Consider the following 12,242-nt stretch of genomic DNA (forward strand, 5'->3'; position numbering starts at 1 on the left):
AGCAGGTTCCAATCTCATCGTGCGTGCCGTGCGTCGCTGCGCGCAGCGCCGTAATAGATCGCGTTGAACAGCAGCTTGAACGCGCCCTGGGTCTGCGCGCGCAGCGCGATCTCGGGGCCGAACAGGATGATACGACCCTTGCTGACCGGCAGGTCGACCACCGCCGCGGCGCCGTCCAGCCGCTCCTGATGCCATGCCCAGCCGCTATGCAGCACGTTGGGGCCGACAAATCGTACCGGCGCCTCACTGCCCGCCGCAGCGTCGGTAAGGCGAAAGACAGGGCTGGAATCGAAGAACAAGTCGACCTTGTCAGGCAGACCATAGGCGAGCGGCTCACCCGGATCGGCGGTCGCCGTAAGCAAGGCACCGGGCACATAGAATTTGGTGCGTGGCAGGGGCTGCGACTTCCCGTCGATCATCTCACGCATCGGGTCGACGACCGGTAGCGAAAAGCCGGCGATCAGGCCGCTTGCCGAACTGCCCATGCCGAGGATCGTGCCACCGTCCGCCGTGAACGCCTTGAGTGCCGGCAGCGTCTTTTCGGGCGAGATGTCGCCGAGCCACGGCCGGTACTGCGCGGGGATCGAGGCGGGTGCGGGCTGCTTGATGTCGAACCGGCCGCGGAACATGCCGCCATCGGTGCCCGACCGGTCGTTCGGGATCGCACTGTCGGGGACGATCAGAACGTCAAAGTCGCGCTTCAGCTGACCCTTGTCGAGCCGCTGCGGGAAAACGATCGTATAGGGAAACTCATATTGATCGAGGATCCAGCGCAGCCAGCCGGTCGGCAGCAACCCGCCATAGAGATCGACCATCGCGACGCGGGGCGCTTGGATCGCCATCATCTTGCCGGTCGGTGCGGCATCCATGGCTTGCGCGACGAGACCCAGCTCGACCGCGGCTCCGCGAACGATCGCGCTTGAGCGCGCTGTCGCGGGCACCCAAAGCGCCCCAGCCTCGGGCGGCGCGCCGGCGACGGAGACGGGCGCGGTCAGCCAGAACAGGGGCTGTCGCGCCTTGAGCAGCCGGTTCGACAGGATGAAGACGTTGTTGGTGCCGTGACCAATCAGATAGCCTCGGCCGCCGCTTCCCTCGACACGACCCGGATAGGGCTTGATCAAGCCGGCGACGGGCTCGGTCGGCGCGTCCAGCGCGTCCAGCACGCGCTCGAACTTCACGCCCATCTGGAAGGCGGGCGTATAGCCCGAGGCATCGGCGGGCGGGATCGGAGGCCCGCCGGGATACTGGAAATTGTTCGGATATTTCTGCGGCTCGAACATGTCGAGGACGTGCGCCCGGTAAGCCTGGCCGGCGCGCACGACATAGCTGCCGGCGGGCCAGCTTTGGCCGTTGGCGGTGAACGGCGCGGTGGCGCGGTCGACCGACACGCCCAGCTTGATCAACGCATTCAGGAAGCGAACTGCGGTCGGGAAATCGCGCTGCTCGGGCGGGATGACATAGGCGCGCGCATCGCGCGCGGCGGGATCGCGCAGCACGTCGCCGTAGAAATGCGTGCCGATCGCGCTGCTCCCGGTCGTGCGCGTCGGAACGGGCTTGGCGCCAGTCGCGGCCGATGCGGCGTGCGCGGCGGCGATCCGGTCGGGCGTCACCGTCCAGCTGTCGCGATTGCCCTTCTCGATGCCGTTGGCGCCCATTCGCCAGATGTTGAACAGCAGCTTCTCGCGATTGGCCGCGGCATAGGAGAGCAGCGCCCGGTTGATCGACAGACTGTAGGAAACCGACTGTCGCATCGACCACATCTGCGGCGGGACCGGCAAGGGCTGATCGTTCTTCGCGATCTGCCGTTCGGGGACGAAGGGGATCTCGATCGGCACCGGCATGCCGATGATTTCGATCAGGATGCCGACCGCATTGTGGAAATAGGCCGAGGTCCGCAGATTGCCGTTGTACCAGGTGTCATAGCTGGCGCCGCTTCGCGTTGTCCCGCCGGGCTTGTTCTCGGACAGCAGCCGGCTCTCCAGCGTCGCACCGACCTCCTCGAGGCTGGTGATGACCAGTGGGTCGTAGTGGTAATTGAAGGGATCGCGGAACGGCGGCATGAACAGCACCGTGCCGGCGGGGCCGGTCTGATGCTGGTTCAAGATGATCTGCGGCCGCCAGTCATGATAGAGCACCCGCGCAATGTTCTGCGTCTCGGGCATCTCGGCCATGTAGAAGTCGCGATTGTTATCGTGGCCGATATAGGGGTGGTAGAGTTTCGGCAGGCTCTGGAAATCGACTTCCCGCTTCGCCGGATCCTTGATGCGCATGTACCAGTCAGCGACCAACTCCTGTCCGTCGGGATTGTCGCCAGCGAACAGGATGATGACATTGTCGCGGATGCGCCGGGCCTCGGGATCGTCGCTTGAGACCAGGTCATAGACCTGCTGGATCAGCGCGGTCTGTGCCTCGACCTCGCTTGCGTGCAGCCCGCCATCGACCCACACCACCGTCTTGCCGTTCACGGCAAGCGCGCGCGCGGCCGCCTCGTCGAGCCCCTCGGCCCGGCCCATCCGCTCGGAGATGCCGCGATACTCCTCGAGCTTTGCGAGATTCTCGGGCGAAGAGACCGCAGCCATGATCTGGCGACGACCCTCTGTGGTCGGGCCGATATCGATCAGCTTGATCCGGTCGCTCTCTGCCGCGAGCTGCCGCCAGTAGCGCACGAGATCGCTGTAGCTGGGCACATAGCGGTCCTCGCCCATCTCATGGCCGAGCACCTGCTTGGGCGTGCTGACATCCGCCACCGCCGGCGACGCCGCGGCAAGAGCCAGGAGAAGGGCCAATCGAATCCTGTTCATCAGCGCGGGGGCTCCGGTCAGCGGTCGAGCGCGGTCGCCGGGTCCGGCGCGCGCAGGGTAAGGATCACGGTGAGCGACACCGCCGCGCAGGCGGTGATGTAGAAAGCGGGCGAAATCAGCAGCCCGGTCTCCTTCACCAGCAGCGTGGCAATGAACGGGGCGAAGCCGCCGAACAGCATCACCGCCATGTTGTAGCCGACCGAGAGCGCGGTGTAGCGCACCCGGGTCGGCAGCAATTCGCATAGAAAGGTTGGTGCGACCCCGCTGAACAGCCCGGAAAGAACACCGGCGCAGGCCGTAGTCACCACCACCGAGAGGCCGGTCCGCTCGGTCGCCATCAACTGGAACAGCGGAATTGAGACAAGGAGGAAGCCTAGCGCGCTGGCGACCAGGAACGGCTTGCGTCCGACATGGTCGGACGCCCAGCCGGTCAGCGGGATGACGACGATGTTGACGATCGCGCCGACGAGCGTGCCGGTCAGCGCCCAGGACGGATCAACCTTGAGCACCTGCGTCGCGAAGTTCACCAGGAAGGCGCCATAGGTGTAGCCGGCGACGGTCCAGATGATTACGAGACCGAAGATGGTGAGGACCGCGCGGCGGTGGATCGTCAGCGCCTCGCGCAGCGGACGCGTCGGGCGATCTTCACCCTCCGCGCGGAAGCTCGGGGTCTCGGGTACCTTGGCGCGCAAATAGAGGCCCAGGGGCGCGACCAGCAAGCCGGCGATGAACGGCACCCGCCAGCCCCAGCTTTCCAGTGCCGCCGGGGTCAGCATGACGTTGAGCAGCAGCGCGATCGACACCGCCGACACGATGGCGAGGCTGGTGCTCAGCTGCTGGAGCGCGCCGAACAGTCCGCGGCGATGCGGCGGCGCATATTCGACGAGGAAGGTGGTCGCGCCACCCCATTCGCCGCCTGCCGCGAACCCTTGGAGCAGCCGGCACAGGACCAGGATCACCGGTGCCGCGACGCCGATCGCGCTATAGGGCGGAATGAGGCCGGTGGCGCAGGTGGAGAAGGCCATCAGGAACATCGTGAAGACAAGGGCCGCCTTGCGCCCATGCCGGTCTCCCAGGCTGCCAAGCACCATGGAGCCGATCGGGCGCATGACAAAGCCGACGCCATAGGTTGCGAAACTGGAGAGAATGATGGTGACCGGGTCGGCCGCCGGAAACATCGCCTTGCCGATCTGCGCGGCGAAATAGCCGTAGATGATGAAGTCGAAGAGCTCGAACCAGTTGCCGATCATCGCCGATCCGAGCGCGCGGGCGATCTCCTTGCCGGTCGGTATCGGCCGGGCGGGCGAGGCGGTGCCGGCAGCGTTGACCTGCTGGCTCATGTCATGGCCCCGAGGACGGTTGCGCCGCTCATCGCACATCGGCCGGCGGCGAGGGCTTCAGCAGTGGCGCCGGCACATGGCGCGGCGTGACGATCTGTCCGCCGCGCACCATCGGCACGCCGTCCTTGATCACCATGTCGATATGGCCAAGATCGTCGAGGTTCATGTCCGGCTGCCCGTCGACGACGACGATGTCGGCAAGCTTGCCAGGCTCGATGCTTCCGAGCTTGTCGCCCATGTCGAGCAGATTGGCGTTGGTCAGGGTCGCCGCCTGCAGCGCCTGCGGGATCGAATAGCCGCCCTTCACGAACCATTTCAGCTCGGCGATGTAAACGTTCGGCACCATCTTGTTGGCGTCGCCGATGGTGTCAGTGCCGACCCCCATCACGATCCCGGCGGCCTTCATCTTCTTGAACATGTCGAAGTCACCTTGCGCGGTCATGGTGAAGCGGCGCGAGGTCGATCCGTAAAAGCCACCGCTGCGATCGAGCACATTCTGATAGACCTGAAGCGTCGGCACCGATGCCACCTTGCGGCGCGCCATGTCGGCGATCGTCGCATCGGTGCGCGGCAGCGGATGTTCGATCATGTCGATGCCGGCATCGACCGCCATCTTGATGTAGATAGTCTCGCAGTCGCAGGTAACCTTGAGACCCAGCCGATGCGCCTCGTCGATCGCGGCCGCGACCTCATCGGGGGAGAAATGGCTGGCCAGCTTGATCACGCTGGCGCCCTGCTTGAAGGTCTGGCGCACCGCGCCGCGCCACGCATCCGCCCCGTCGCGCTCCCAGGCATAATCGGGACCATGGCTTGGGCTGACCGGCCGCTCCGTGGCGTGGCCGCCGGTACCGGTGATGATGTGGCCCGCGGTGAAGACGCGCGGCGCGGCGATGCTGTCCTCCGCGCTCCACTCAGCCAGCAGATAGGGCGCGTTCGATACGCCGTTCAGGTCGCGGACCGAGGTGAAGCCGGATTCCAGCATCCAACGCAGGTTGCGCACCCCGCGCAGCACACCCGCGCCCTCGCTCGCCTGCTCGTCGATCGGCGTATCGCCGTCCGGATAGGTGAGGTGGACATGCATGTCGATCAGGCCCGGCATCACCGTCTTGCCGCCGAGTTCGATGACCTCGGCGTCGGCGGCCCATTCATGGGCCTCGGGCGGCAGGACCGCGAGCACGCGGTTGCCCCGAAGCACGATGGTCGCGGGACGGACACGGGCGGAGACCGCGTCGAAGAAGCGGCCACCGTGCAGTACGATGTCACGGCCGGCGGCATGTTCCGGCTTCAGTGGGATACGGCGCGGATCCTCCGTCGTGCGCGCGCCCGGTGCGATCCATTGGCGGCGATCGTTCGACTGTGCCGCTGCCGGGCCGGCCACGGCTGTCGCCAGCGCGATTGACGCGGCGATCATGCCGGGCGCGCGCCCGAAGCTGCGTTTCGGCGCGAGGGTCTCTTCGTGCTTCATGCCCGTTCCATCCTGATATGAGCGAATTTCATCGACGGGTCCGCCGCGATTGCCGTCCGATCGCGGGCGCTCTGCAACCAAGACGGAAGGGCGCGACGAATCCGCATCAAGCTTGCTCCAGATTTTCGACCATCGCGGCTGCGCCGACATGAGCGGCAAGCTCGGCATGGGTCGCGAACCACACGTCATGCGCAGCGGCGTGGCGGATCAGCTCGTCCAATATCCAGATCCGCGAGCGCGCGCCGATGACATGGGGATGCATGGTGAGCTGGAAGACGCCGCCATCGGCATAGGCGCCGTCGAATTCGCGGCGGAAGATGTCGAAGACGTCGGCGGGCGGCGTGTAGGGCCGCTGCCCACCGAAACGGTTCATCAGCAGATAGGCGGCGTCGTCCCGGATCCACTCGACGGGAATCTCGACGATCCCGGTTAGCGCGCCGTCGAGCAGCAGCTCGTAACAATCCTCGTCGGCCATCAGCGAACTGTCGTACCGGAGCCCCAATTCGACCGCGATGCGGAGGGTGTGGGGGCTGAAGTCCCAGGACGGGGTCCGCATGCCGACCGGCCGGATGCAGGTGATCCGTTCCAGCGTGTCCACCGCGCGAAAAAGCAGATCGCGCTCAGCCTCATAGGGCAGGGCGGCATTCAGCTCATGGATCCAGCCGTGGAGTGCGATCTCGTGCCCCGCCGCGACCAGGCCGCGCTGCTCGTCCTCGTGCAGCAGGGCGGCGACCGCGGGCACGAAAAAGCTTGCCCGCACATCGTGGCGCGCCAGCACGGCGGCGATCCGGGGGACGCCCACGCGGGCGCCATATTCCCCCCAGCTCAGGCGACTGATCGAACGCCCGCCGTCGCGCAGCTCATTGGTCTCATGATCGCTGTCGAACGACAGAGCGACCGCGCAGCGCGCGCCATTGGGCCATTCTGCCGGACGCAGCGGCCGGCCCGCCCGCACCTGCGCGGTCAGTCGGCGCCATTCTTCCTCCGGCCATTGCCAGGGGGCCAGCGTCTCCCCCGGGTTCAGCGCGGCGCTCATCGCCCGCCATCCACCGCGATGATCTCGCCGTTGACGAAAGCCGCGCTGTCAGAGGCGAGAAAGAGCACCACACCGGCGATGTCCTCAGGCGTGCCGAGCCGGCGGAGCGCAATGCGCTCGATGACGGCCTGCTGGCCGGCTTCGCCATAGGACGCCCATTGATGCGCCGTGGCGCCGCCGGTAACGACGAAGCCCGGCGCGACCGCGTTCACGCGGATGCCGTGCGGTCCGAGCTCATGCGCCAGCTGACGGGTCAGCCCCAGCAAGGCGTGTTTCGCCGCGCAATAAGCCTGTACCCCGGTCATCGACGCGCGCAACGAGGCACCCGAGCCGATGTTGACGATCGCGCCACGACCGGCGCGAACCATGCCCGGCATGCAGGCCTGGCTGAGCGCGAAGGCGGCACCGAGATTGATCGCGAGCACAGTGTCCCAGTCCGCATCGCTCACCGCGTCGAACGCCTGGTAAGCCTGGCCGGCCACGCCGCCGGCATTGTTGACCAGGACATCGACTGGGCCACCCGCTTCGTCCTCGACGCGCGCGATCCAGTCGCGCGCGGCAGCACGGTCGATAAGATCGACATGCCGGGCAGCGATCCCAGATGCCTGTAGTGCAGCCAGCTCGGGCTCCCGCACATCAAAGGCGAAGACGTGCGCGCCCGTCGCGTGGAAAGCCCCGGCGATCGCACGACCGAAGCCGGTCGCGCCACCGCTGACCGCGATCGTCCTGCCCCGGACGTCAGGCATGGGTGACCTCCAGCAGCGCGAGGAGATTATCGTCGTCCTGTGGCCGGCGACTGGTCTCGATGTCGTGGATCAGCGCGATCAGCCTGCGAAGCGATGGGCACGCCACGCCGTGGCGAGCGCCGGCCGCGACGACCGGCCCGAACTGCGCGTCGACTTCGGTCATGCGCCGGTGGACCGCGAGATCGCGCCAGACGCCGGAATGGGTCTTGGCGCTGGCGCGGTTGAAGGTCGCCATCGCGGTCACACTGGTAGCCGCAGCGGACGGGTCCGCCCCAGGCTCGAACGCCGACGGATCGAAGCCGTTGAAGCCGCGCGGGGAGACCCCCTCGGCCGCCGCTACCGCGATCACCTCGCCGGCAAGAGCCCGCCACAACGGGAGCAGCTCAGGCCGTTCCAGGCACTCGACGATTCCGGCCGCGCCGGCAGCCTGCGCGAACAGCAGCGAGGCATAAGCGAGCTTGCCCCACAAAAAGGACCAGATATCCTCGGTCGCGAAGGCATCGGGCTCGAACAGCCGGATCATTCGCGTCAGCGCCTCGAGACGTGGCGTGATCGCGCCGTCAAGCTCGCCCAGCGCGACAGTGCCCCGGTTGCCGAAGGCGATCTGGCCCGGCCCCGTCACATCAGCGCCGAAATTGACGAAGGCGCCGATCGTCCGCCCGGGACCGAGGATTTCGGCTACCGTCTTCTCGGTCAGGCCATTCTGGAGCGATACCACATAGCCGTCTCGCGCAAGATGCGGTGCCAGCGCGCGGCACGCTTCCGCAGTGTGGTGCGCCTTCACGCACAGCAGGACGCACGCCCAGCTGCCTTCCAGTTCAAACGGCGCACAGGCACGGACCGCCCGACCAAAGGCGCGGTCATCACCCTTCACCCACAATCCGCGCGCAGGATCGCGCATCGCCTCGACATGGGCAATCGCGCTGTCGACGAAGGTAACGTCGATCCCGTCGCTGATCAGCGACGCCCCGATGCTGGCGCCGATCGCACCCGCGCCCCACACCAGGATCCGGTCCGTCATGTCGCCGGGGCCTTCAGCGCGGCGCCGATTTCCGCAGCCCCACGACGCAACGCGGCGACGATCTCGTCCTGCCGCTCGTGGAAGCGCGCAGTGATGCAGCCGATATTGAGCGCTGCCTTCGGGTTGCCCGCACTGCCCGGAATGAGGGTGGCGACGCCGGTCCCGCCCAGCGCGAACTCTTCCTCGACGATCGCGACGCCGGTGGCGCGCGCCGCCTCGATCCGTTCCCACAGCGCGGCCCTGGCGGTGATCGTGTGTGGCGTCGGCCCCTTGCGCGGCGCCGATGCGAGAATTTCGCGCGCTTCGTCATCGCCGAGCTGGGCGATCAGGACGCGCCCGATCGCGGTGCAATAAGCCGGCAGTTGTCGGGACAGCTCGATGTCGAAGCGGATATCCTGGCCGGCCACCTCCTTGGCGAGCAGGCGCACGGTACCGGTGCCGGCCAGCGCCCCGATAATGACCGTCTCTCCGAGCTCGTCGGCCAGCTTCCGCATGATCGCCGGCGCTACGCCGAGGAGGCGCCCGTGACGCGCGAAGCCCTCGGCGCGAAAGGCATTGCACAGCCGGTACCGATCGTCCGGCTCGCGCGCCACATAGCCTCGCCCGACCAGCGTGCGCAGCAGGCCCAGCGTGCTGCTCTTCGGTAACCCGAGTCGTTCCGCGATCGAGGTCAGCGACCGTGTCTCCTGCTCGAGCGCGAGCAGTTCGAGCAGGTCTAGAACCCGTGACGCCGACTTGACGTCATTGTTCATGTATGAGAATTCGAATGTTCATCATACTGAACACGTAACGCCGTGACGGGGCCTTGGTCAAGCCGGCACCGCAGATGAGGGATTGTCCTTGCCGAACGAAATCCAGACGGTCGAAACGCTGACGCGCTGGGCCTTGTGCGAAAGCCCAAGCCATGACGCGGCGGCGGTCAACGCGATGCAGGATCTGATCATACAGGACCTGCCCGTGTCGGTGGTGCGGGTCGAACGGATTCCTGGCCGTGAGGGGCTGGGCGACACCGTCCTGCTGCATGCCGGGCCGACGACCGCGCGGGAGCGGCTGCTCGTCATCGGCCATGTCGATACCGTCCATCCGATCGGTACGGCGGACGGCGGGCTGCCGGTGCGGCGCGACGGCGACCGGCTCTACGGTCCTGGCCTTTATGACATGAAGGGCGGCGTCTATGCGGCGGTCCGTGCGATGGTCGATGTCGCCCTGCGCGGCGAATCACCCCGGCCGATCACCATGTTGTTGTCGCCCGACGAGGAGATCGGCAGTCCGACGACGCGCGACCTTATCGAGGCCATCGCCCGCACATCGGCCTATGCCCTGGTCGTCGAGCCGGCCCGTGCCGGCGGTGCGTTCGTCACCGCACGCAAGGGCGTGGGCTGGTTCAACCTGGACATCGAGGGCCGCCCCTCCCATGCCGGAACCCACCATGCCGATGGGCGCAGCGCGATCCGCGAAGCCGCCCACCAGATACTGCGCCTCGAGGGGATGACCGACTATGCCGCTGGAACCACGGTAAGCGTCGGGCAGATCTCCGGCGGCACGTCGGCCAATGTCGTGCCTGGGCACTGCTGCCTCGTTGCCGACATCCGCGTGACCACCCCGCAGGAAGGCGAGCGCCTGACGGCGGCGATCGAGGGTCTCCGCGCGCAGGATCCGGATGCGGTTCTCAACATTTCGGGCGGACTCAACCGGCCGCCCTATGCCAGGAGCGAAGGCACTGCGGCGCTATACCGGCATGTGCAGCAGATCGCCGAGCGACTCGGGCAGACGCTATCGGAAGTCCCCATGGTCGGCGGCGGGTCGGACGGCAACTTCACTGCCGCGCTGGGCTTGCCGACGCTCGACGGGCTTGGTGTCGAGGGCAGCGGCGCGCACACACTCGAGGAATATTGCCTGGTCAGTTCCGTGGCGCCACGCGTCGCGTTGCTCAGGGCGATGTTCGAGACGCTTTGAGCGGCTTTTGGCGGGGCCGGCGTGATCCTGCTTTCCCGTTCGCAGCGGGCTTGAGAGGCTCTCCTGTTCCGGCCGCTGACTTCCGCCCCACCCCGCTCAGTAGAAGCGGATATTGTCGACCTGCAGCCAGAGTTTCTTGCCCGCCGCGCAGCTACCGCCCACCTCGACCTGCGTCACGAGGCCGGCCGCCCAGGGCAAGGGGTGACGCTCATTCTCGGGGGCCAGCGCCGAAAAGGGAATCTCGACGGTGCTCCACTGTTGGGTGACCGCAATCGGCGCCACCCAGCTGGCACTCATCAAGCCCTCGATCGTCAGCCGGTCCGTGCACGCACCACCGCGGACATCGAGGCGGACCCCCTGAAAACCGCTGACGTCGACCGGCCGGATCGAGCCTCGCGAGAGCGGTACGGCGACACCGGCATAAGCTCCCTTCTTCATCGCCATCCGCGCAGCGATCGAAAGGGCGTGGCCGCCATCCTCGCGGGATACGATCTCGGATATCTCGGTCGTTCGGTCCATTCCGCCGTCGGGCGTGTCGATGCGCAGCGTATCGAGCGGTGACCGGCCGTCATCCCGCTCGAAATCGTCGATCAGCGCCGTGGCGCGGGTCGCAGGGAGGTGCGTGTCCGTGTTGGCTGCGGGCAGCGGCCGCGCGCCAAGGCCATAGACCGGCTTGCCGTCGATCATCGTCATGGCGAGCCGGTGGATCGCGGCGATGTCCTCCCACGGTCTGCCGTCGAACAGAACGATGTCGGCGCGCCGGCCGACAGCGATGGTGCCGCGGTCGCCATCCTGGCCGATCAGCTTCGCGCTTTCGGAGGTCGCTGCGGTGAGCGCCTGCGCAGGCGTCAGCCCGGCGCGAACCAGCAGTTCCAGTTCATGCAGGGTCGAACCGCCATGCGACGTCATCGGCATGCCGGCATCGGTGCCCACGCCGATGCGCACACCGGCATCGAAGAGTAGCTTCACATTGCCCAACGCGTAACCGAACTTGCGCAGCCGCTGGGCATCTTTCGGGTCGGCCGGATTGGGTTGGGCTGCGGGTTCCTTGCCGGGATCATAGACCGCGAGCGTCGGCACGTCGGCCATGCCGGTCGCCTTGATCGCGGCGACTTCCTGCGGCGTCAGCAGCCGGTCTTGCATGCCGTGCGCGAGGGAATCGACGCCCGATCTTGCTGCGAGCACGCCGCGATCAACGGTGACGGTGTGGGTCAGCACCTTCCAATGCTGCTTGTGCGCCTCGTCGGTCAGCGCGGACAGGGTCCAGCCGTCCATGCTGGTATTGTCGGGCGACGCGCCATAGCGCCAGCCATCGGTGAACGCCTTGATGAGGTCCGGCCGATAAGGGACCAGGCTGTCGATCGCAGCCCGGGCTCCCTCGGGTGTGTTGACCCATTTGGTCGTCGCCTGGTCGGCCCAGTCGGCACCGTGCCCACCCGGCGTACTGATCCGTGCGGCGAAATTGACGTGCGGCGCCGCAAGCTGCGAGAGCCACGCGCGGATCGGTTGAAAAGCCTCGGGCGCCTCGTTGAAGTCGTTCACCGTGGTAACGCCCGCTTTCACATAGGCGGTCGCGATCTGCGGTATCGTTGCCGGGTCGCCGCCGGGTGTCCAGTGGGTGTGAAGATCGTAGAAACCGGGCGTCAGGGCCTTGCCGTGCGCATCGATGATACGGGTGCCGGCCGGCACCTTCACGTCGGCGCCGACCGCGACGATCCGGTCGCCTTCGATCAGCACGGTCTCGACCCTTGGCGCGGCGCCCGTGCCGTCGAACACCATCGCGCCGACGATCGCGGTCCTGTTCGATGCCGGCGCGGCACCGAGCGAGACGGCGGCGACGATGACCGCGAGCAACGGCTTTGACATGAGGGAACCTC

At 67.0% G+C, this 12,242-nt stretch carries 9 protein-coding genes; 1 reads left to right on the forward strand and 8 read right to left on the reverse strand.

Features of this window, described 5'->3' with window-relative positions; translation table 11 throughout:
• Positions 1-14: 14 nt before the first annotated feature.
• From ABD050_RS02635 to ABD050_RS02665, 7 genes are all read right to left on the reverse strand, one after another.
• Complete coding sequence (locus ABD050_RS02635; RefSeq protein ID WP_343887585.1) at positions 15-2,786, reverse strand: M14 family metallopeptidase; 2,772 nt, start codon at positions 2,784-2,786, stop codon at positions 15-17.
• Between the two features lie 32 nt (positions 2,787-2,818).
• Positions 2,819-4,141 (reverse strand): MFS transporter, encoded by a 1,323-nt coding sequence (locus ABD050_RS02640; RefSeq protein ID WP_343887586.1) that lies wholly within the window; start codon positions 4,139-4,141, stop codon positions 2,819-2,821.
• A 28-nt stretch (positions 4,142-4,169) separates the two neighbouring features.
• Positions 4,170-5,606 (reverse strand): amidohydrolase family protein, encoded by a 1,437-nt coding sequence (locus tag ABD050_RS02645; protein WP_343887587.1) that lies wholly within the window; start codon positions 5,604-5,606, stop codon positions 4,170-4,172.
• A 106-nt stretch (positions 5,607-5,712) separates the two neighbouring features.
• Complete coding sequence (locus ABD050_RS02650; RefSeq protein WP_343887588.1) at positions 5,713-6,642, reverse strand: polysaccharide deacetylase family protein; 930 nt, start codon at positions 6,640-6,642, stop codon at positions 5,713-5,715.
• Positions 6,639-7,388 (reverse strand): SDR family NAD(P)-dependent oxidoreductase, encoded by a 750-nt coding sequence (locus ABD050_RS02655; protein ID WP_343887589.1) that lies wholly within the window; start codon positions 7,386-7,388, stop codon positions 6,639-6,641. The genes ABD050_RS02650 and ABD050_RS02655 overlap by 4 nt, the downstream gene beginning before the upstream one ends.
• Positions 7,381-8,409 carry a ketopantoate reductase family protein gene (locus ABD050_RS02660; protein ID WP_343887590.1) on the reverse strand — a complete coding sequence of 343 codons (1,029 nt, stop codon included), beginning with the start codon at positions 8,407-8,409 and terminating at the stop codon, positions 7,381-7,383. Before ABD050_RS02660 ends, ABD050_RS02655 begins: the two co-directional genes overlap by 8 nt.
• A complete protein-coding gene (locus tag ABD050_RS02665) occupies positions 8,406-9,161 on the reverse strand; it encodes an IclR family transcriptional regulator (protein WP_343887591.1) in 756 nt (251 codons plus the stop codon). The genes ABD050_RS02660 and ABD050_RS02665 overlap by 4 nt, the downstream gene beginning before the upstream one ends.
• 88 nt (positions 9,162-9,249) lie before the next feature.
• On the opposite strand from ABD050_RS02665, the gene ABD050_RS02670 reads away from it, so the two are divergent.
• Positions 9,250-10,365, forward strand: a complete 1,116-nt coding sequence (locus ABD050_RS02670; protein ID WP_343887592.1) for a M20 family metallopeptidase — start codon at positions 9,250-9,252, stop codon at positions 10,363-10,365.
• A gap of 96 nt (positions 10,366-10,461) precedes the next feature.
• On the opposite strand, the gene ABD050_RS02675 is transcribed toward ABD050_RS02670, so the two are convergent.
• Positions 10,462-12,231 (reverse strand): amidohydrolase family protein, encoded by a 1,770-nt coding sequence (locus tag ABD050_RS02675; protein ID WP_343887593.1) that lies wholly within the window; start codon positions 12,229-12,231, stop codon positions 10,462-10,464.
• Positions 12,232-12,242 lie beyond the last annotated feature (11 nt).

This window comes from Sphingomonas oligophenolica (assembly GCF_039522915.1).
Lineage (GTDB): Bacteria > Pseudomonadota > Alphaproteobacteria > Sphingomonadales > Sphingomonadaceae > Sphingomonas > Sphingomonas oligophenolica.

Excerpts from the sequence above, each read along its gene's own strand:
- ABD050_RS02640 (WP_343887586.1), bottom strand. The coding sequence starts at position 4,141 with ATGAGCCAGCAGGTCAACGCTGCCGGCACCGCCTCGCCCGCCCGGCCG.
- ABD050_RS02645 (WP_343887587.1), bottom strand. The coding sequence starts at position 5,606 with ATGAAGCACGAAGAGACCCTCGCGCCGAAACGCAGCTTCGGGCGCGCG.
- ABD050_RS02650 (WP_343887588.1), bottom strand. The coding sequence starts at position 6,642 with ATGAGCGCCGCGCTGAACCCGGGGGAGACGCTGGCCCCCTGGCAATGG.
- ABD050_RS02655 (WP_343887589.1), bottom strand. The coding sequence starts at position 7,388 with ATGCCTGACGTCCGGGGCAGGACGATCGCGGTCAGCGGTGGCGCGACC.
- ABD050_RS02660 (WP_343887590.1), bottom strand. The coding sequence starts at position 8,409 with ATGACGGACCGGATCCTGGTGTGGGGCGCGGGTGCGATCGGCGCCAGC.
- ABD050_RS02665 (WP_343887591.1), bottom strand. The coding sequence starts at position 9,161 with ATGAACAATGACGTCAAGTCGGCGTCACGGGTTCTAGACCTGCTCGAA.
- ABD050_RS02675 (WP_343887593.1), bottom strand. The coding sequence starts at position 12,231 with ATGTCAAAGCCGTTGCTCGCGGTCATCGTCGCCGCCGTCTCGCTCGGT.